This is a genomic window from Arthrobacter sp. FX8, from assembly GCF_026723805.1.
Lineage (GTDB): Bacteria > Actinomycetota > Actinomycetes > Actinomycetales > Micrococcaceae > Arthrobacter.
The window spans coordinates 650,224-670,540 of the sequence record NZ_CP113505.1 but is presented as its reverse complement, the minus strand read 5'-3'; the positions used below and the strand labels follow the sequence as shown (position 1 = coordinate 670,540).

Here is a 20,317-nt window from a genome sequence, read left to right as displayed (position 1 = left end):
CCGGCCACTGTCGTGAATTGCGGAGAAATTACTCTGCTGCGGCTTCTTCTGCTGCGGGAGCTTCTGCTGCTTCGCCGGCAGCTTCGGTTTCTGCTTCCTCGGCGATTTCGATGGCTTCGGAGATGTTCACCACGAGGGCTTCGGGGTCGGTCAGCAGGGCGGAACCCTTGGGCAGGACCAGGTCGGAAGCGTGGATGTGCTCGCCGGCGGCGCGGCCTTCGATGCTGACGACGACGGACTCGGGCAGGTGGGTTGCCTCGGCCTCGAGGGACACAACCGTCAGTTCCAGGTTGTGGACGGTGCCGGGAGCGGTTTCGCCTTCGACGTGGACCGGAACGTCAACCGTGACCTTCTCGCCCTGGCGGACGGTCAGGAGGTCGATGTGCTCGATGATCTGCTTTACGGGATCGCGCTGGACGTCCTTGACCAGGGCCAGGTGGCCCTCGCCGTTGATATCCAGGGACAGCAGGGCGTTGGCGGTGCGGACGGCCAGGGTGGTGGCCTTTGCCGGCAGGGTGACGTGGATGGGCTCTGCGCCGTGGCCGTAGATGACGGCGGGGATCAGGTTGTTCATCCGGGCGCGGCGGGCGTAGCCCTTGCCGAATTCGGTGCGCAGTTCTGCTGCGAGCTTCTGCTCAGACATGGATATCTCCTTGAAGACTAAACGGTGTTCAGCAAGGGCGGAGGTCTGGTGTGACCTTCAACGCCGGGCGCCGGAGGGCGGCCCTTCAAGAAGGCAGTCCTTCAACCGAAGGACTGATCAGACCCAGTCGATAACGGAGGCTATGCCCTCCCTCGCCAAGGTATCGCTGACCAGCTTACCAGCGCCGGGGCCGTTTCCTGAAAACGTCCCCGGCCTGGTGCGGGGCTATGCCTTGCCGTCGAAGAGGCTGGTGACCGAGCCGTCGTCGAACACTTCGCGGATGGCCCTGGCGATCAGCGGTGCGATGGAGAGCACTGTCAGCTGCGGGAAGCGCTGGGAGGACGTCAGCGGGAGGGTGTTGGTGACCACCACTTCGCGTGCGCCGGACTCGGAGAGACGGCGTGCGGCCGGATCCGAGAAGACGGCGTGCGTGGCGGCGATGATGACATCCTTGGCGCCGGCGTTCTTCAGGACCGTGACGGCGCCGGAGATGGTTCCGCCGGTGTCGATCATGTCGTCGATCAGGACGCAGGTGCGTCCCTCGATCTGGCCCACCACGGTCTTGGAGACAGCCTGGTTGGGGACGGTGAGGTCACGGCTCTTGTGGACAAAGGCCAGGGGCGCGCCACCCAGGCGCTCAGCCCACTGTTCCGCGACCCGGACCCGTCCGGTGTCCGGGGAGACAACGGTGATGTTGTCGGCAGCGACACGGGTGCGGATGTAGTCGGCCAGGAGCGGAATGGCCATCAGGTGGTCAACCGGCCCGTCGAAGAAGCCCTGGATCTGGGAAGTGTGCAGGTCCACGCTCATGATGCGGTCCGCGCCGGCGGTCTTGTAGAGGTCGGCAACGAGGCGGGCGGAGATGGGCTCGCGGCCACGGCCCTTCTTGTCCTGCCGGGCATAGGGGTAGAACGGCGAAACCACGGTGATCCGCTTGGCGGAGGCCCGCTTCAGCGAATCGATCATGATCAGCTGTTCCATGAGGTGGTTGTTCAGCGGTGCGGGGTGCGCCTGGATCACGAACGCGTCGGTGCCGCGTACGCTCTCGCCGGCCCGGACATAGATCTCGCCGTTGGCGAAATCGTAGGCATCAACGGGAAGGAGGTCAGTGCCGAGTTCCTTGGCGATCTCCCGGGCAAGCTCCGGATGGGCCCGCCCAGTGGCGAGCACCAGCTTCTTCTCGCCGTGCGCCGTAATTTCACTCATGGTTACTTGCCCTCTTCTGTAGATGCCGGGGTACTTGAGGAGTCATTGATGGCCGCCTGGGCCAGTTCAGCGGAGCGGGTTCCCGGGCGGTGCGCGGGGACCCAGCCTTCGGCGTTGCGCTGGGCGGCAACGCTGAGCGCCAGCGCGCCCGCCGGCACGTCCTTGCGGATCACCGCGCCGGCGCCGCTGTAGGCGCCGTCCCCCACGGTGACCGGGGCAACAAAGACGGTGTTGGAGCCTGTACGGACGCCCGAGCCGATGACCGTGCGGTGCTTCTTCTCGCCGTCGTAATTGGCCGTGATGTTTCCACAGCCGATGTTGGTGTCCTCGCCGATTTCGGCGTCGCCTGCATAGCCCAGGTGGGACAGCTTGGAGCCGCGGCCGATGGTGACGTTCTTGGTTTCGTAGAAGGCACCGATCTTGCCCTTTTCACCAAGCACGGTGCCGGGGCGAAGGTACGTGAAGGGGCCGACGGCGGCGCGCGGGCCGATCACGGAGCCGGAACCGTGGGTGCGGATCACCGTGGCACCCTCGCCGACGGTGACGTCGGTCAGGGTGGTGTCAGGGCCGACGACGGCGTCCCGCGCCACGGAGGTGGCGCCGTGCAGCTGGGTGTTGGGCAGGAGGCGGACATCCTCGTCCAGGGTGACGGAGGAATCGATCCAGGTGGTGGCCGGGTCGACGACGGTGACGCCGGCCCGCATCCAGGCTTCCACCGTGCGCCGGTTCAGCTCGGCGCCGAGCGCGGCAAGCTGGACGCGGTCGTTGGCGCCCTCCACCTGCCACCGGTCCGCAGTCACGACGGCCGCGACCCGGCCGCCTGATTCGCGGGCCAGCCCCAGTACGTCGGTGAGGTATTTCTCCCCCTGCACGTTGTCAGTGGTGACCTTCCCCAGTGCCCCGCGGAGCACCGCGGCGTCAAAGGCGTAGATCCCGGAGTTGACCTCCCGGATCAGCCGCTCTGCCTCGGTGGCGTCCTTGTGTTCGCGGATGCCGGTAACAGAGCCGTCTTCGCCGCGGAGGATGCGGCCGTAGCCGGTGGCGTCGTCAAGGACTGCCGTGAGGACGGTGACGGCGTTGCCGTCGCGTTCGTGGGTGGCGACGAGTTCGGTGAGCAGTTCCCCGGACAGGAGGGGCACGTCACCGTAGGTGACCACGACGGTGCCTGACAGTTCCTGTTCGGCGTCCAGCGCCTGCAGCGCGGCCTCCACGGCGCGGCCGGTGCCGGGGATGTCGTCCTGGTCCACGATGACGGCCTGCGGATCCAGTGCTGCGACGTGTCCCTCCACCAGGTCCCGTTCGTGGCGCACCACAATGGCGAGCCGTTGCGGGTTGATGCTGCGGGCGGCGCGGAGGGCGTGGCCCACCATGGACAGGCCGCCGATCTCGTGGAGGATCTTCGGTGTACGCGACTTCATCCGGGTACCGGCGCCTGCTGCCAGGACGATTACAGCGGCCGGGCCGGTATTCTCGGGGATCACGTAACGGGTTCTCCTTGCTTGGTTGTGCTTGCGCTTTGCGGCAGCCGGCGGGCCAGCCCGCCGGGCACCGGGTGCCATCCTCATGATCGCTCCTTGCGCAGCAGTTCCGCCCATAGGATTCGAACCTATACTCCACGGCTCCAAAGGCCGGGGTGCTGCCGTTACACCAGAGCGGACCGTGCCGAAAGACTCGAGGCCCGGGCACAAGTCCCTATTTTGCCATGGGTTCAGGCCACCGCGCGACACGGGGCGTTGGGTCCTGCCGGTCCCGCGGAATCCCGTCCCCGGCGGTGAGGCATGATGGGAAGGTGAGCAACAACCTTCCGCGGACGCGGATGACTGGCCTGCAGCGCCGGAGCCAGCTGATCGACGTCGGGCGCGGCCTTTTCGCCGTCCGCGGCCTGGACGGGACCACCATCGAGGAAATCGCCGCCTGCGCAGGAGTGTCCAAGCCGGTCATCTACGAACACTTCGGGTCCAAGGAAGGCCTGTACACCGAGGTGGTGGACGGTGAATTCCACATTCTCCTGGACTCGATCAACGCGGCCCTCACCGAGGAAGCCAAACCCCGCGTCCTCGTCGAACGCGCCGCGCTGGCACTGCTCACCTACATCGAGGAACGCACCGAAGGGTTCAGGATCCTCATGCGCGATGCTCCCCGTCCCAGCCGGAGGGCGCCTTCTCCACCCTCCTCTCGCACGTGACCGCGCGCGTGGAACACATCCTCTCCGACGAATTCTCCCGCCGCGGCTTCAGCGGCGAGGACGGTGCCATGTACGCCCAGATGCTTGTGGGCATGGTGGCCATGACCGGCCAGTGGTGGCAGGACAGCCGCCAGCCGGACAAGCACACGGTCGCCGCGCACCTGGTCAACCTGGCCTGGAACGGCCTGACCGGCCTCAAGAAGGAGCCGGAACTGCAGTCGGAGCCGTAAGCCCAAGCCGCCTTCGCCGTGGTCACTGACACGGCGCAGGGGCCCTTCGCCGTCGCTTAGACACACCGCATAGGTGACGTTCCGGTCGCTGGGCGACCTCCACGCCACGATGCGCCGCGATGCGCGACTACACGAAGGCCCCCAGCTCCGCTCTTGCCCGCGTCGCCTTTGTCAGTCGCCCAGGAGTTCCGAGGCCTCGAGCCACTCCATTTCCAGGGCATCTTTTTCGTCGGCCAGGTCCTTGAGCTGCTTGTTCTGTTCGGCCAGGGCGTCGAAATCGGACTTCTCCGTGCTTTTGACCATGTCGTCGTGAAGCTTCTTTTCCTGCTGGTCCAGCTTCTTGATCTGCCGTTCGATCCTGTTGAGGGCCTTGCGGGCGTCCCGCTTCTCGGCCTCGGACGGGCCGGTCCCGGTGGCCGGCGCCTGGCCCGCGCTGGTGACAGGGTTTCCACCGCCGGTGACGGTGGAACCGGCGAGGGCGGCTTCGCGCAACTCGAGGTACTGGTCCACGCCGCCGGGGAGGCCGCGGAGCTTGCCGTCGCCCAGCAGCGCCATCTGGTGGTCGGTGACGCGTTCGAGCAGGTAGCGGTCGTGGCTGACCACCACCAGCGTGCCGGGCCAGCCGTCCAGGACGTCCTCGACGGCGGCGAGGGTGTCGGTGTCAAGGTCGTTGGTGGGCTCATCGAGCATCAGCACGTTGGGTTCACCCACCAGCAGCCGGAGCAGCTGCAGGCGGCGCCGCTCACCGCCGGACAGGTCCCTGACCGGTGTCCACTGCTTCTCGTTGGTGAAGCCGAGCTGCTCCACGAGCTGCCCTGCGCTGAATTCCTTGCCGCCGACGTTGAAGGAACGCTTCTCCCGCTCGATGACCTCGATCACGCGCAGGTCCGAGACGTCGTCGAGCTCCTTGACCTCCTGGGTGAGCACAGCAGTGACCACCGTTTTGCCCCGCTTCAGCTTGCCCGCATCGGGTGTGATCTCGCCGTTGAGCAGCTTCAGGAGGGTGGTTTTTCCGGCACCGTTGACGCCCACCAGGCCCAGGCGCTCCCCCGGAGCCAGGCGAAGGGTGATGTTGTCGAAAAGCTTCCGGCCGTCGTCGGCGCCCTGGAAGTTGAGGGACACGTTCTCCAGGTCCAGCACGTCCTTGCCCTGGCGCGCCGTGGCCATCTTGCTCAACGCCATGGAGTCGCGCGGGGCGGGAACGTCCTCAATGAGCGCGTTGGCGGCCTCAATCCGGAACTTCGGCTTGGCCGTGCGGGCCGGGGCGCCCCGGCGCAGCCAGGCGAGCTCTTTCTTGACCAGCTGCTGGCGTTTGCCCTCCACCACGGACGCCATGCGGTCGCGCTCCGCGCGGGCCAGGACGTAGGCCGCGTAGCCGCCTTCGAAGGGGTCCACGATCCCGTCGTGCACCTCCCAGGTCTTGGTGCAGACTTCGTCCAGGAACCAGCGGTCGTGGGTCACCACCAGGAAGGCGCCCTGGTTGGGCCGCCAGCGCGTCTTCAGGTGCCGGGAAAGCCAGGCCACGCCCTCGACGTCGAGGTGGTTGGTGGGCTCATCCAGCATGATGACGTCGTGGTCCTCGATGAGCAGTTTGGCGAGGGCCACCCGCCGTTTCTGGCCGCCGGAGAGGGCGTGGACGTTGGCATGCCAGTCGACGTCGGACACCAGGCCGCCCATGATCTCGCGGATCTGCGGGTTGCGGGCCCATTCGTAGTCGGCCTGGTCACCCACGATGGCGGCACCCACCGTCAGGTCGCCGTCGAGCACGTCGCTCTGGTCCAGGTACCCCACATTGACGTCGCCGCGTTTGGTGACGCGGCCGGAGTCCGGGGTGGAGCGCAGCGCCAGCAGACGCATGAGCGTGGACTTGCCATCACCGTTGCGGCCCACCATGCCGATCCGGTCCCCCTCCTCCAGTCCCAGGGTGATGCCGTCCAGGACGGTGCGGGTTGCGTAGGAAACCGTGAGGTTCTCGCCGCCAAGAAGGTGTGCCAAAGGGAACTGCTTTCTGCTGCCGGACTGGAAGTCTTAATTAAAGGAGGATGTCGGAGATGATGCGCGCGCCGGGGACCGGGCCGTGGACGGGAAGGGCTGTCAGGCCGTAGCGCCGCAGGTCCTCCGCCAGCGCCTCCGCAGCAACGGAATCATCAGCCAGCAAAGCCACGGTGGGGCCGGAACCTGAAACGATTCCGGCAATGGCCCCATGGGATTCGCCGATTCCCAGCGTATCGCGCAGCGCCGGCGACAACTCAATGGAAGCCCGTTGCAGATCGTTGACCAGCACCCGGCTCAAGGATTCGGCATCCCCGCCCCGCAGCGCCGTCAGGATTTGTGGATCCACTCCGGTGGGCTCACTGGCCTCCACCCCTTCGGCCTCACGCAGCCGGTCCAGCGTCCGGTACACCTCGGGGGTGGACAGGCCGTAGTCGGCCACCACCAGCACCCAGTGGGTCTGCGCCTTGGCCAGCGCCGGAGAGAGTTCATCGCCCAGGCCAAGGCCGACGGCGGTCCCGCCCAGGAGCGAGAAGGGGACGTCGGCGCCGAGTTCGGACGCCAGGTGCGCCAGTTCCTCCCGTGACAGCCCGCTGTTCCAGAGTGCGTCACAGGCCAGGAGCGTGGCGGCGGCATCGGCGGATCCGCCGCCCATCCCGCCGGCCACCGGGACCCGCTTGGTGATCTCCAGGTGCACCCCCGTGGCGTGTTCGGAGACGTCAGCCATGATGGCAGCCGCCTTATGGGCAAGGTTGTTGCTGTCCAGGGGAATATCGACCGCGTCGAGGTCCAGGGTGCTTTCGGGGCTGAGGCTGATGGTAATCCCGGGCTCGGCGGTGCTGGTCGCCGCCACTTCCTCGTAGAGGGACACCGCGAGGTAGACGCTGGCCACGGAATGGTAGCCGTCCGGCCGGAGCGGACCGACGGCCAGGGAAACATTGACTTTACCGGGCGCCTTGACGCGGACCGTCCTGGCGGCGAACCGCCCCCTGCCTGCCTTGTCCAGTCCCGCGCTCACGGCCGTTTTTCCCGGGCTTCGGCGATCCTGGCGAACGCGGCGATGTCGATGACCTCGCCGCGTGCGGTGGGGTCGACGCCGGCTGCGAGCAGGCAGCGCTCGGCCTCCGGGGCTCCCCGGCCCAGCCCGCCAGGGCGGCCCGGAGCGTCTTGCGGCGCTGCGCGAACGCGGCATCCACCACGGCAAACACCTGCTCGCGGGTGGCGGTGGTGGCGGGCGGTTCGCGGCGGGTAAAGGCCACCAGCCCGGAATGGATCTTCGGTGCCGGCCAGAAAACGTTCATGCCGATCACGCCGGCCTTGCGCATCTGGCTGTACCAGGCGGCCTTAACGGACGGCACCCCGTAGGTCTTGGATCCCGGGCCAGCTGCCAGCCGGTCAGCCACCTCGTCCTGCACCATCACCAGGCCGTGCCGCAGGCTGGGGAAATACTGCAGGAGGTGCAGCACCACCGGAACCGCCACGTTGTAGGGCAGGTTGGCCACCAGTGCTGTCGGCTCGACAGGCAGCTCGGTGACCTTCATCGCATCGGCATGCACCAGGTGGAAGGAGTTGGCGGCGGCCGGCCGCCATTCCTGCACGGTTTCGGGCAGCTTCGCGGCAAGGACAGGATCAATTTCCACGGCGACAACTGCCGCCGCGGCGTCGAGCAGGCCCAGCGTGAGGGACCCCAGCCCCGGGCCCACCTCAAGCACCGTTTCATCCGGTCCCACGCCCGCCGCGGCGACAATGCGCCGGATGGTGTTGCCATCGATGACAAAGTTCTGCCCCAGGGTCTTGGTGGGCCTGATCCCGATTTCCTCTGCCAGCCGGCGTATGTCGGAGGCACCGAACAACGGTGCGGGCACGGCGGGGATCGGTTCAGTCACCTAGGTATCCTATCCCGCGCGGCACGTCCGCCCTGCCGGGTTAACGGCCGTGGCCGGGCCCGGGTACCCCGGGCCCGGCCACGGCCATTGACTCTGCGCTTATGTCCGGTGGATCAGCTGGTTGCTGCCCAGCCGCAGCCCCAGGGCGACAGGCCGCGCTGCGCGTAGACGCGGTTGGCGATGTCGATCTGCTGCGCCTTGGTGGCGAGGCTGGCGTTAGGAGCGTAGGCGCCGCCGCCGGCTCCGATCCAGGTGCGGATGTCGAACTGGAGGCCGCCGTAGTAGCCGTTGCCGCTGTTGATGCTCCAGTTTCCACTGGATTCGCACTGCGCAATCTTGTCCCACATGGCCTCGTTCATCATGGCCGGTGCAGCTGCGCCGGTGTTGGCGCCGGCAGCGGCCGCAGGTGCGGCCTGGGGTGCAGGCTTGGCCTTGGTGCCAACGGTGACTTTCTCGGTGACCGGCTGCACGGCCACCTTCTCGGACACCAGCGTGCGGGACGCTTCCCGTCCGTCCACGAGTACCAGCTTGAAAGTGCGTTCCAGCTTTCCGGCGGCGCCCGCCTGGGTCACTTCCTTTTCGCCCTTGAGCATGTCTGCGCTTTCGGCGGTAACGGTCTCGAAGGGCACGTCTTCACTGGTGACCGTGGTCTGGCTGGTGTCCACCCGGGACACCTTGATGACCATGTTGTTCACCACGTTGGCGTTGGCCGGCTGCGAGGTGCGGTCGTTGGCGGCGAGGGTCACGCCGGAATCCTCCAGCACCTTGCCAACGGTGGGGGCCGTGGTGGTGGCGGTGTTCACTTTGCCGTCAGCCACAATGCTGACGGTCTTGGGCGTGGAGATCGAGACGTAGGAACCTGCCAGCGAAAGGGTGGCATCCTTGGGCGCTGAAACGGACGAGGCACTGGCGACGCCGAGTTCTGTCACCAGGTCTTCGACGTCCTGGGCTGTGGTGTTCACCGTCTTTTCAGCCCCGTCAAGGCTGACTTTGACTTCCTTGGCCTGGTTGATGTTGATGACGGTGCCGTTCTGGACCGTCGCGTCGAGGGAAGGCGACACGCGGTCGCCGGGCTTCAGTTCCAGGTTGGCACTCTTGACCACCTGTTCCACTGTTCCGCCAAAGGACTGCACGGACGACGCTTTGCCGTCCACGTTGAGCGTGACTGTTTTGTTATTGCCCACGAAGGCTACGAGGCCTGCGACCAGGCCGCAAAGCACCAGCAGCTGGGCGCCAACTTTGATATAGCTGAACTTGCCGTCCGATGTGAAGAACTTGATCACGATTGCCCGTAACTCTCGGTCCATCCGGGCACGGGGAAACGCGCAATAAAATGCCCGGAGCAACCTTGAAAAGGACAGTCCGGGCACCGGTGCGCCGCCACACTCCACGCAGCGGCATGGCCGGATACTGGACAAGCCGGGCCGGCTGCGAATGAAGTGAAATTACCCGTTGGCCTTCCCCGACCCCGGCTAATAGTTTCCCACTGTAACCGTAGCGTTATAAAGTGGCCAACATTTTTGCATACCAGATATGCATTTAGCAGCCGGCAGGGGAAGGAGTGTCAGGCCCAGGATCCGTATGCCCGTACGGTATTTTCGCTGATTGCGCTGCACAGGCCGGCCAGGTCGGAGCCTGTCAATTCTGCCATGGCCCGCACGGTGTACGGGACCGTGTAGCTCGCGTTGGGACGCCCCCTGTGCGGGTGCGGGGTCAGGAATGGAGCGTCCGTTTCCACCATCATGAGCTGCCGGTCCGCGACGGCGAGCGCGGCGCGCAGATTCGTGGCGTTCCTGAACGTCAGCGTGCCGGCAAAGGACATCCACCAGCCCTGGTCGTTACAGGTTTTGGCCAGGTCCTCGCCACCGGAGAAGCAATGGAACACCACCCTGTCCGGCGCGCCCTCTTCCTGAAGGACGCGCACCACGTCGCTGTGCGCGTCCCGGTCATGGATCTGGAGGGTGAGGTCCAGGCGTTTGGCAATGTCGATATGCCGCCGGAACGAGTACTCCTGGTGCCGCAGCCCCTCTCCCTCGGTGCGGTAGAAGTCCAGTCCGGTTTCGCCGATGGCCCGGATCCGGGGATGCCCCGCCAGGCGTTCGATTTCGGCAAGGGCCGCTTCCAGTTCACCGCGGGCAGCATAATGCGGCGCGTCATTGGGGTGCAGGGCCACGGCGCCCAGGAGCCGTTCGTCCCGGTCCACCGCCTCCACCGTGAACCGTGAGGATTCGAGGTCGCAGCCCACCTGCACGGCGCCCTGGACTCCCACGGCCGCCGCTGCATCCAGCGCAGCCTTGATCCCCACCGGCCCCTTTCCGTCCGGGAAGTCCAGGTGGGTGTGGTTGTCCATGACTGGTACCGGCAGGGGCTCCGGCGCGGGCGGAAAATCCTTCCGGCGGCCGGCGGCCTGGTCCGGAGTCTCCTCGTCTGCAGGTACCCGGTAAGCGGCGGGAATTGACGAATTGCACATCCACCCAGACTATCGGCCGAAAGGTACCCCCATATTTGCCGGAACTCTCTGTCAGGCACGGCAGTTGTGTTAGTAGTCTGGAACGAACACACGCGCACGCCCACCAAGGGGCGAAGGCAGGCTTGCTGTCCCGTCCAGGTGAAACCCGGGCTGAAAGGTTGCCGATGGAACCCCACCGACGCACTGCCAACAATGGAAGCGCACCGAACCTTAACCTGGCCGGCGTCGCTGATTCCGTCAGCCACCTGAACGGGCACCGGCCTGCGGCCATGGACCCGGTGTCCTTCCACGCCGCGGCGCAGCGCATCCTCACCACGGTCAATACCGTCATCGACGGCAAGTCCGATGCCGCCAAGCTGGCGCTCACCGTACTCCTCGCACAAGGCCACCTGCTGCTCGAGGACGTGCCCGGCGTCGGGAAAACCCTGCTCGCAAAGACCCTCGCCCGGACCATCGACTGCACGGTCAACCGCATCCAGTTCACCCCGGACCTGCTGCCCTCGGATGTCACCGGGGTGTCCATCTACAACCAGGCCTCAAGGCTGTTCGAGTTCCGGCCGGGTGCGGTCTTCGCCAACATCGTCATCGGTGATGAAATCAACCGCGCATCCGCCAAGACGCAGTCCGCCCTGCTGGAGTGCATGGAGGAGCATCAGGTCACCGTGGACGGCACGTCCTACAAGCTCGATGAGCCGTTCATGGTGGTCGCAACCCAGAACCCCATTGAAATGGAAGGCACCTATCCGCTGCCGGAGGCCCAGCGGGACCGGTTCATGGCCCGGATTTCCATGGGCTACCCGGACAAGGCCGCAGAGATCGAGATGCTCGAAACCCACCAGGCGGTCTCGCCGCTGGCCAATGTCTCCCCCGTGGTCACCGCGTCCGACGTCGCGGCCATGACCGCCACTGTCCAGCAGGTCTATGTCTCAGACGCCGTGAAGGAATATACGGTGGCAGTGGGCAGGGCCACCAGGGAAAGCCCGCTGCTGCGGCTCGGCGCCAGTCCCCGTTCCATGCTGCAGCTGCTGCGTGCCGCCAAGGCCACAGCCGCCCTGGAGGGCCGCGACTTCGTCCTGCCGGACGACGTGCGGGACGTGGCCGAGGCCGTCCTGGCGCACCGCATCATCCTGGACCGGAAGGCGGCGGGCGCAGGCGAGACACCCCACAGCGTCCTGCGGGGCATCCTGTCCAGGCTGCCCGTGCCACAGGCCCAGCCGGGGCAGCCCAACCGGGCCGCGGCCGCCGCCGGCAGCAGGAACCGCTAGGCACGGACCATGGCCCTGCTGGATAAGCTTCCGCGGCACCTGTTCACCAGGCGCGGCTGGGGCATGCTCGCAGCCGGGGCCTTCACACTGGCCGCGGCCCAGGTCATGGGGCGCCGGGACCTCCTGACACTTGCCATCTTGCTGCTGGTCCTGCCGCTCGTCTCCCTTGCCGGCGTCAGGCTGGTCAAGCCGCGCTTCCGCGTCTACCGCGAATTCAATCCCTCCCCTGTGGAAACCTCCGCCCCGGCGACGGTCCACCTTGCCGTGGCCAGGACGGGCCCGGGCAGCGGACGGGTTGCCATGGAGGAGCGGCTGCCGGCGCACTTCGGCCACGCGCCGTCCTTCCGGTTCCCGTCCCGTTCGGCCACCGGCGGCACAAGCCGCTACGAATACCACCTCACGTCCAGGTACCGGGGGCAGTTCAGGATCGGCCCGGTCACGGCCGAGTTCACCGACCCTTTCGGCCTCTCCCTGCACCGGCAGGCGATTGACGACGGCGACATCCTCACCGTGACGCCGGCATCCGTCGTCCTGCCTGCCGCCGGGCTGGCGGGAGCGCGGGGGAACGACGGCGTCACCGCCACCCGTGTCCGGGCAAACCCGAGCGACGACGACATCATGACCCGGGAATACCGCCACGGTGACCCGATGCGACGGGTCCATTGGCCTGCCACGGCACGGCATGGGTCCTTGATGGTCAGGCAGGAGGAGTCCGTGACCACGCCGGAAGCCACCATCATCCTGGACCATCGGGCCAGTGCGTTCGGCGGGGGCTCCGGCACGTCGATGCCGGGCCTGCCCGTGCCGGAGGGGCATGCGCCGGCCACCAGCGACACCTTCGAGTGGGCTGTTGTTGCCACCATGTCCGTCAGCGCACACCTTGCCGAGCGCAACTACAGCCTTCGGGCGCTGGACACGGGCGGGGAACCGGCGTTCCTCCACTCCCCCTCGTCCCCGGAACCGGCGGTGGAAGAATTCAGCGGATCATCCGGCCTGCAGTCCATTGCCGAAAGCCTTGCCGCCATCCACCTGTCCGGGGCGCCCCACCCCCGCCGGGAAAGCACTCACCGGGACAGCACTCGCCGGGACGATGTGCAGCGGGGTGTCATGCAGCTGAGTGTCATGGCCAGGAACGCGCCGCGCCCCGGTGCCCCGAAAGTGCGGACACAGGGAAGCCCGGAGCAGGGACTGCCGGCCTTTGACGACCACTTGATGGACAAGCTGTCCGCCCATCGGATGCGCGGGCCACTGATCGCTGTCCTGGGTCGCATCACGAGGGAGGAAGCCGCAGCATTGGCCCCTGCCGCTTCGTACGGCACCAACGCGTTCGCCATCCTGGCCGTGGAACGTCCCATGGAGTCCCAGGATGTCCTGGAAGTGCTGCGGCAGGGCGGCTGGCGGGCGGTGGCCGTGGCGCCCGCGACGCAGCTTGCCGCCGCGTGGCGCCAGTTCGACCAGGACCCGGCCCTGCCGGTGGTTACGGCGGCAGAGGTCCGGCGGGGAGCGGGGGTGGCCACATGACCATGGCGCCGGCCCGGCCAACGGGTGCGGGCCACGAGGCACAGGCACAGCATGAAATGCCTGCGGGACGCCTGCGCGCCGGCGCCTACCCGTGGGCCATGGGGGGATCCATCACCGTGGCCGTCTGCGGCGCTGCCCTGTCCTTGAACGGTGTCCTGCGGGGCTGGAACTGGTACTGGCCGGTGATGACCACCGTGCTGGTGGTGGCATTCACGCTTGCCGCGCTGCGTTCCGTCCGGGCCCAGCCCCTGCTGGTCACCGCAGGCGGATTCGTGGCACTGGGCGCCGTCCTGACGTTGACGTTCTTCCGCGGCTCCAGTTTCCTGTGGGTGGTCCCTACAGGTGCCACGCTCCCGGACCTGGACCGGCTGATCCGGCGGGCCAGCGAGACTGTCCTGGCAGAGACTGCACCCGTGGCGCCCAACGCCGGGATCGTCATGGTGGTCTGTGCCGTGCTTGGCCTGGCTGTCATCCTGGTCGATGCACTCGCGGTTCCGCTCGGGATGCCGGCCGCCTCCGGCACAGGCCTGCTTGCGCTGCTGGTGGTTCCGGCCATGATCAAACCGCAGAGCGTGGGGGTATGGAGTTTCGTTGCCACCGTAGCGGGCTACCTGCTGATCCTCGCCTGCAGCCAATGGTTTGCCCCGGACGGGAGGTTGCAGGGCGGCTCGGCCCGAAGCCCGGGCCTGGTGCGCAGGGCCGTGCTGACGGGCTCCGTGGCGCTGGCAGCCACCCTGGTGCTGCCCCTGGCGATTCCCGGCTTCGACACAGGCACGTTCCCGCAGGGTTCACGGCTGAATCCGTGGGGTGCCGCCACGGGCCTGAATCCGATGATCACCCTGGGCAACAGCCTTCGCACACCGGACGGAAGCGGCAGGATCACCTACGCCACCACGTCACCCAACCCCTCTACCTGCGATCGGTCACCGTGGACAATTTCGACGGCGATTCGTGGGGACCGGACGACCGCACCGCCTCCAGGGTGCCCCTTGACGGCCGGATCGACCCCGGGTATCCGGTCCTGACCGATGAGCAGGTGCGGCTGGTGACAGCCATCGACACCGGGTCCTTCACCAGTCCCTACCTGCCGGCGCCCTATGCGCCCGAGACCGTCCGCGGACTGGGCGGACAGTGGACCTGGGATCCGGCCACGCTGAGCATCAAGGGCACTGACACCACCACCCGGCGGCAGGAGTACGTGGTGACCTCCGCGGTGCCCAAGCTTTCCGCGGCGCTCCTGGCCCAGTCCTCAGGGCCCGCACGGGGCATCCCCGACATTTTCACCCGCATCCCGGGCAACGTCCCGGACATCGTCAAAACCACGGCACAGACCGTTGCCGGGGGTGCGGGGACGCCGTACCAGAAGGCCCTGGCCATCCAGAAGTACCTGCGCTCGTCCGAGTTCACATATTCACTGCAGTCCCCGGTGCAGGGCGGCTATGACGGTAACGGCCTTTCCGTCCTTGCTGACTTCCTGCAGCAGAAGAGCGGTTACTGCATCCATTACGCATCGGCGATGGCGGTGATGGCCCGCCTGGAAGGAATCCCCAGCAGGATCGCCGTGGGCTATGCCCCCGGCAGGCTGACCGGGGCGACGGTCTCCGTGTCCGGCCAAGGCGCCCTCCCGGAGTACGAGGCAGATGCGCGCGACGCCCACGCCTGGCCGGAATTGTACTTCCAGGGCCTGGGCTGGGTACCGTTCGAGCCGACGCCGTCGCGGGGGTGGTCCCGGACTACGCAACCGAGGCCTCAGCGCCTTCGGTCGCGGATTCCCTGGGCAACAACGACGGCCTCATCCCCGATACGGCCCCGGTTCCCGCCCCATCCCCCAGCACCACTGCCCAGGCCGTCCCCGGCGCCGGCAGCAGCACAGGCGACTCCGCGCAATTGACCCCCTGGTTCCTTGGTGCAGCCGCATTGGTGGGCTTGCTTCTCCTGGTGGCCGCCCCCACCTGGTTCGGAGGGGTATCAGGTCACGGCGGCTGCGTCCAAGGCGACCGGACCTGGCCGTACCGTCGGCATGGAATGAGATCAAGGATCTTGGCGCCGACTACGGCCTGCCCCCGCGGACAGCGAGACGCCCAGGGCATATTCATCCCGGTTCCGGGCTGAACTGCTGGGTGAGCCCGGAGGTATGGACCAGGAGGCGCACGGGGCAGTGTCGCGCTTTACCTCGGCGTTCGAACATTACCGGTACGGCCGCCCGGGCGGCACTGGTTCCCAGGGCTCCGGCCCCGACCCGACCGAAGGCGACATTGCAGCCGGGGTTGCGGCCGTGGAAGCGTCCCTTCGGGCAAACGCCACCCTGCGCAGGCGTTTGACGGCGGCATGGCTTCCGCCGTCGGTCACCCGCCGGCTGGGCCAGCTGCTCAGGATGCCGTTCATTGCGGCCGGCAGGACCATCCGCACAGCACTTCACGCTGCAGCGCGCCTACGCCCCGGGGCGCCCGGGCATCCGTCGGCAGGACGGCGTTCCAAGGCGGGGGCGGCCGACGGCGGCCGCGGGGCCGGGCAGGGCTGAACGGCAGGTGCCGGCCGGGGAAACCCCGGCCGGCACTTGATTTCTGCGAAACTTCCGGAACTAGCCGGCGTAGGGGTCGGCGATGCCGATGTACTGGGTGTATAGGTATTCCTCGATGCCTTCGAGGCCGCCTTCGCGTCCCAGGCCCGACTGCTTCACGCCGCCGAAGGGCGCCGCGGCGTTGGAGATGACGCCGGCGTTCAGGCCGAGCATGCCGGTTTCGAGTTTCTCGCCCATCCGGATGCCGCGGTTGAGGTCCTTGGTGAAGACGTAGGCCACCAGCCCATATTCGGTGTTGTTGGCCAGGCGGACGGCTTCGTCCTCGGTGGAGAAGGTGATGATCGGAGCGACGGGGCCAAAGATTTCCTCGGAGAGGATCCGGGTGCCTTCGGTGACGCCGGAGAGGATGGTGGGCCGGTAGAAGTAGCCCGGTCCCTCTACCGGTGCGCCGCCCAGGACGGCCTTCGCGCCGGAGGCGACGGCGTCGGCGACCAGTTCGTGGACTTTGTCCCGGCTCTTGGCGTCGATCAGCGGCCCCACCTTGGACTCGGGCTCGGTGCCGCGGGCGGTGGTCATGTCCTTCATCTTCGCGGCGAACTTCTCCGCGAACTCCCCGGCTACGGACTCGTGCACGATGAAGCGGTTGGCTGCGGTGCACGCCTCGCCCATGTTCCGCAGCTTGGCCAGCATGGCGCCGGTAACGGCCGCGTCCAGGTCAGCGTCCTCAAAGACCAGGAACGGGGCGTTGCCGCCCAGTTCCATGGAGGTCCGCAGCACGGTTTCGGACGCATCGGCCAGCAGCCGGCGTCCCACCTCGGTGGAACCGGTGAACGACAGCTTGCGCAGGCGCGAATCCTTGATCAGCGGCCCGGTGGTGGCACCGGCCGTTGAGGTGGCGATGACGTTCAGGACACCGGCAGGCAGCCCGGCCTCCTGCATCACGGCAGCGAACAGCTGGGAGGTCAGGGGCGTCAGGTTGGCCGACTTCAATACCATGGTGCAGCCGGCGGCGACGGCCGGGGCGATCTTGCGGGTGGCCATGGCCAGCGGGAAGTTCCACGGGGTGATCAGCAGGCAGGGGCCCACCGGCTTCTTGGTGACCAGGAGGCGGGACTTGCCGTCCGGCGAGACCGAGTACCGGCCGAAAGCCCGGACTGCTTCCTCGGAAAACCAGCGCAGGAACTCGGCGCCATAGGTTACTTCGCCGCGGGCCTCGGCCAGCGGCTTGCCCATTTCCAGGGTCATCAGGAGGGAGAAGTCTTCTGCACGTTCGGTGACCAGGTCGAAGGCCCGGCGCAGGATCTCCCCGCGTTCGCGCGGCGGCACCTTTGCCCAGGATTCCTGGGCAGCCGCGGCAGCATCGAGGGCTGCCGCACCATCCTCGGGGCCGGCGTCGGCAATGCTCAGCAGCACCTTCCCGGTGGCGGGATCCTCGACGTCGAACGTCTTGCCTGAGGCGGCGTCGCGCCACTCACCATTGATGAGCAGCCCGGTGGGAACGGAGGCCAAAAGCCGGGTTTCGCGCTCGGCGGAAACGGCCGGCTGTGCAGTGACAGTCACGATGACTCCCTCGTCAGTAGGGTTGTGGCAGCCCATCGCCGCGGCCGGAGTGACCGGGATCATGGGGCTGATTAACAGCCAGACTACTGCGGGGCATGGCTATGGTCTACGCCGATGCGCACTGCGGAATCGCGGCTTCGCTGTGCACCTGCACAGGCGCCGAAAGCGGACCGTGGCCCGGCTAGCGGGCCGCCAGGACGGCCGAGTAGAGCTCCCTCTTGCTGACCCGGACGTCTTCGGCGACGGCGGCGACGGCCTCCTTGAGCCGGATGCCCTGGGACACCAGCTCATTGACGGCAGCCACATGGTCCTCCGGGGTGCCGGCCGCCTGCTCAGGAGCCCCGCCGAGCACCACGGCGATCTCGCCGCGGACCTCCGTGTCCTCGGCCCACTGGAGCAGTTCGCCAACAGTGCCGCGGATGACTTCCTCGTACGTTTTCGTCAGTTCCCTGCAGACTGCGATGGGCCGGTCCGGCCCGAACCTCTCGCGCAGCGCACGCAGCATGGCTTCGAGCCGGTGCGGCGCCTCGAAGAACACCATGGTGCGCCGCTCCCCGGCAAGGTCCGCCAGGCGGGAGGCCCGTTCGCCGGCCTTGCGGGGAAGGAATCCCTCAAAACAGAACCGGTCCGTGGGCAGGCCCGACAACGCAAGGGCCGTGAGGACCGCGGACGGTCCGGGAACCGCGGTGACGGGAAGTCCCGCCGCAATGGCGCCTTCCACCAGCCGGAAGCCGGGGTCGGATACCGACGGCATCCCGGCGTCAGTGACCATCAGGAGCGTGCTGCCGGAGCGCACGTGGTCAAGGAGCTCAGCGGTCCTGGTGGCCTCATTGTGCTCGTGGTAGCTGATGACGCGGCCCGCCACGTCAACGCCCAGGCTTTGGACCAGACGGTGGAGGCGCCGCGTGTCCTCAGCGGCCACAATGTCTGCAGTGCCCAGCAGTTCCACGAGGCGGGCCGAGGCGTCTCCGGTGTTCCCGATGGGAGTGGCGGCAAGGACGATCCGTCCCGCGGTCGCAGGGCCGGGTTCGGAAAGGGGGCTGGGGTTCGGGTCCACCCACCAAGCCTACTGCCGCCGGGTCTCCGCAGCCGCAAAAGGTAGCATGGGGCTCGTGACGCAGACCTCGACGCGGCCCACGGGGCCCGGGAAACCCAACGCCGCGGGATCCCCGGCCGAAGCCGGGGCAACCGGGACGGCACCCGGCGGTAAGGCCGCCCGCCCCTGGATCAGCCGGCCTGATGAGGCGTTCACGGTGGAGGCACTGCGGGCAAGGCTCATTGGTACCGGCATGTCCTGGCGGGATTATCCGCCGTCGCTCCGGCTGTGGTTCGTCCTGGTCCCGGTCCTGACGGCGGTGGCCGGCGGCCTCCTCCGGTTCATCCGCCTGGAAGTGCCGCACAAGCTGGTGTTCGACGAGACGTACTACGTCAAGGACGCCTACTCCTACCTCATGAGCGGCTATGAGCGCAGTTGGCCGGACAAGGCAAATGATTCCTTTAATGCCGGCAATCCGGACGTCCTGCTGAACACTCCCGAATACGTCGTCCATCCACCGGCGGGCAAGTGGATGATCGCGGCCGGGATGTGGCTGTTCGGGCCGGAGAATCCCTTTGGCTGGCGCTTCGCCGCAGCCCTCACCGGCACCCTCACGGTGCTGCTGGTGTCCTTGATCGCCCTGAAACTGTTCCGCTCGCTTCCGCTCGCGGGTGCCGCGGGGCTGCTCCTCGCCGTCGACGGCCACCACCTGGTGATGTCCAGGACGTCCTTGCTGGACATCTTTCTCACGTTCTGGATCCTTGCCGCGTTCGGAGCCCTGCTGATGGACCGCGACGACGGGCGCCGTCGCCTGGCGGCCCGGCTTGCCCATGCCGCCGCCACGAACGGCGGACAGCCCCCGGCCCGGGCGCTGCTGGCCGGACCGTGGCTGGGCGTGCGCTGGTGGCGGGTGGCCGCGGGGGTCTGCCTGGGCCTGGCCGTGGGCACCAAGTGGTCCGGCCTGTTCTTCCTGGCGGGCTTTGGCCTCCTGACCGTGCTGTGGGACCTCAACGCCCGACGGGTGGCGGGCATCCGCGGCTGGATCAGCGGCGGCGTGATCCGGGACGGAATTCCCGCCTTCGCGGCCACCGTGCCCGTCGCAGCCATTGTCTACTCGGCCACCTGGACCGGCTGGTTCCTTTCGGCCAATGCCTACTACCGTCACTGGGCGGAGAGCAACCCGTCAGCGGAATGGGGCTGGCTGCCCGACTCCGTCCGGTCCCTTGTCCACTACCACCTGGAAGCGTACAAGTTCCACCAGGGCCTGAGCTCCGAGCACCCCTACCAGGCCAGCGCCTGGAGCTGGCTGGTGATGGGACGGCCGACGTCGTTCTTCTATGAATCCCCGCCCCAGGGCACCCCGGGCTGTGACGTGGAAAAGTGCACCTCCGCCATCCTGTCCGTCGGTAACCCGTTGATCTGGTGGGCAGCAGCCATCTCGCTGGTGGTCCTGCTGTTCTGGTGGGTGGGACGCCGGGACTGGCGCGCCGGGGCAGTGCTGGCCGGGGTGGGCGCGGGCTACCTGCCATGGTTCATGTATCCGGAGCGGACCATGTTCTACTTCTACGCGGTGTCCTTTGAGCCGTTCCTGGTCCTGGCCCTGGTGTACTGCCTGGGGCTGGTCCTGGGCCGGGCCACGGATCCGCCGTGGCGCCGTCGCTCCGGCATGTATCTGGTGGTCCTGTTCCTGGCGGCGGCGCTCCTGCTGTCGGCGTTTTTCTACCCGATCTGGACCGGCGAGGTCATCCCGTACGTCGACTGGAAGGTCCGGATGTGGATGCCATCCTGGATCTAGGGCAGGA

Annotated in this window: 12 protein-coding genes, 1 tRNA gene and 3 pseudogenes; 5 read left to right on the top strand and 11 right to left on the bottom strand. The window is 67.4% G+C overall.

What is annotated here, in order from left to right:
- Positions 1-28 precede the first annotated feature (28 nt).
- From OUO20_RS03080 to OUO20_RS03065, 4 genes are all read right to left on the bottom strand, one after another.
- A complete protein-coding gene (locus tag OUO20_RS03080; RefSeq protein WP_018770130.1) occupies positions 29-643 on the bottom strand; it encodes a 50S ribosomal protein L25/general stress protein Ctc in 615 nt (204 codons plus the stop codon).
- Positions 644-868: 225 nt separating this feature from the next.
- Positions 869-1,849, bottom strand: a complete 981-nt coding sequence (locus OUO20_RS03075) for a ribose-phosphate diphosphokinase (protein ID WP_018770131.1) — start codon at positions 1,847-1,849, stop codon at positions 869-871.
- Positions 1,850-1,851: 2 nt separating this feature from the next.
- Positions 1,852-3,330: a bifunctional UDP-N-acetylglucosamine diphosphorylase/glucosamine-1-phosphate N-acetyltransferase GlmU gene (glmU, locus tag OUO20_RS03070; protein WP_142067958.1), complete on the bottom strand. Its 1,479-nt coding sequence runs from the start codon at positions 3,328-3,330 to the stop codon at positions 1,852-1,854.
- 104 nt (positions 3,331-3,434) lie between these two features.
- Positions 3,435-3,506: transfer RNA gene (locus tag OUO20_RS03065), tRNA-Gln, on the bottom strand.
- Between the two features lie 132 nt (positions 3,507-3,638).
- Here OUO20_RS03065 and OUO20_RS03060 point away from each other — a divergent pair.
- Positions 3,639-4,264: pseudogene (locus OUO20_RS03060) on the top strand (TetR/AcrR family transcriptional regulator).
- Positions 4,265-4,435: 171 nt separating this feature from the next.
- Here the strand turns inward: OUO20_RS03060 and OUO20_RS03055 are convergent.
- The 5 genes and pseudogenes from OUO20_RS03055 to OUO20_RS03035 form a co-directional block, all read right to left on the bottom strand.
- On the bottom strand, positions 4,436-6,259 hold the full coding sequence (locus OUO20_RS03055) for an ABC-F family ATP-binding cassette domain-containing protein (RefSeq protein WP_018770134.1): 1,824 nt from the start codon (positions 6,257-6,259) through the stop codon (positions 4,436-4,438).
- Positions 6,260-6,296: 37 nt separating this feature from the next.
- Positions 6,297-7,274, bottom strand: coding sequence for a 4-(cytidine 5'-diphospho)-2-C-methyl-D-erythritol kinase (locus tag OUO20_RS03050; RefSeq protein WP_056393518.1), 978 nt, complete (start codon positions 7,272-7,274; stop codon positions 6,297-6,299).
- A pseudogene (rsmA, locus tag OUO20_RS03045) lies at positions 7,271-8,142 on the bottom strand (16S rRNA (adenine(1518)-N(6)/adenine(1519)-N(6))-dimethyltransferase RsmA). Before rsmA ends, OUO20_RS03050 begins: the two are co-directional and overlap by 4 nt.
- A 113-nt stretch (positions 8,143-8,255) precedes the next feature.
- The gene (locus tag OUO20_RS03040) at positions 8,256-9,449 is read right to left on the bottom strand and encodes a resuscitation-promoting factor (protein WP_186447783.1); all 1,194 of its coding nucleotides are present in this window, start codon (positions 9,447-9,449) and stop codon (positions 8,256-8,258) included.
- 257 nt (positions 9,450-9,706) lie between these two features.
- On the bottom strand, positions 9,707-10,612 hold the full coding sequence (locus OUO20_RS03035; RefSeq protein ID WP_268002821.1) for a TatD family hydrolase: 906 nt from the start codon (positions 10,610-10,612) through the stop codon (positions 9,707-9,709).
- A gap of 164 nt (positions 10,613-10,776) precedes the next feature.
- On the opposite strand from OUO20_RS03035, the gene OUO20_RS03030 reads away from it, so the two are divergent.
- From OUO20_RS03030 to OUO20_RS03020, 3 genes and pseudogenes are all read left to right on the top strand, one after another.
- On the top strand, positions 10,777-11,877 hold the full coding sequence (locus OUO20_RS03030) for an AAA family ATPase (protein ID WP_018770139.1): 1,101 nt from the start codon (positions 10,777-10,779) through the stop codon (positions 11,875-11,877).
- A gap of 9 nt (positions 11,878-11,886) precedes the next feature.
- Entirely contained in the window at positions 11,887-13,398 is a 1,512-nt protein-coding gene (locus tag OUO20_RS03025; RefSeq protein ID WP_268002820.1) for a DUF58 domain-containing protein, read from the top strand.
- A pseudogene (locus tag OUO20_RS03020) lies at positions 13,395-15,919 on the top strand (transglutaminase family protein). The gene OUO20_RS03025 and the pseudogene OUO20_RS03020 overlap by 4 nt, the downstream one beginning before the upstream one ends.
- A gap of 60 nt (positions 15,920-15,979) precedes the next feature.
- Here the strand turns inward: OUO20_RS03020 and OUO20_RS03015 are convergent.
- Entirely contained in the window at positions 15,980-17,479 is a 1,500-nt protein-coding gene (locus tag OUO20_RS03015; RefSeq protein ID WP_442781111.1) for an NAD-dependent succinate-semialdehyde dehydrogenase, read from the bottom strand.
- A 181-nt stretch (positions 17,480-17,660) separates the two neighbouring features.
- Complete coding sequence (rsmI, locus tag OUO20_RS03010) at positions 17,661-18,536, bottom strand: 16S rRNA (cytidine(1402)-2'-O)-methyltransferase (RefSeq protein WP_018770143.1); 876 nt, start codon at positions 18,534-18,536, stop codon at positions 17,661-17,663.
- A 46-nt stretch (positions 18,537-18,582) separates the two neighbouring features.
- On the opposite strand from rsmI, the gene OUO20_RS03005 reads away from it, so the two are divergent.
- The gene (locus tag OUO20_RS03005; protein WP_018770144.1) at positions 18,583-20,310 is read left to right on the top strand and encodes a dolichyl-phosphate-mannose--protein mannosyltransferase; all 1,728 of its coding nucleotides are present in this window, start codon (positions 18,583-18,585) and stop codon (positions 20,308-20,310) included.
- Positions 20,311-20,317: the final 7 nt, after the last annotated feature.

Coding starts and splice junctions, on each gene's coding strand:
- OUO20_RS03080 (WP_018770130.1), bottom strand. CDS start 643: ATGTCTGAGCAGAAGCTCGCAGCAGAACTGCGCACCGAATTCGGCAAG.
- OUO20_RS03075 (WP_018770131.1), bottom strand. CDS start 1,849: ATGAGTGAAATTACGGCGCACGGCGAGAAGAAGCTGGTGCTCGCCACT.
- OUO20_RS03025 (WP_268002820.1), top strand. CDS start 11,887: ATGGCCCTGCTGGATAAGCTTCCGCGGCACCTGTTCACCAGGCGCGGC.
- OUO20_RS03005 (WP_018770144.1), top strand. CDS start 18,583: ATGGGGCTCGTGACGCAGACCTCGACGCGGCCCACGGGGCCCGGGAAA.
- OUO20_RS03035 (WP_268002821.1), bottom strand. CDS start 10,612: ATGTGCAATTCGTCAATTCCCGCCGCTTACCGGGTACCTGCAGACGAG.
- OUO20_RS03030 (WP_018770139.1), top strand. CDS start 10,777: ATGGAACCCCACCGACGCACTGCCAACAATGGAAGCGCACCGAACCTT.
- OUO20_RS03040 (WP_186447783.1), bottom strand. CDS start 9,449: ATGGACCGAGAGTTACGGGCAATCGTGATCAAGTTCTTCACATCGGAC.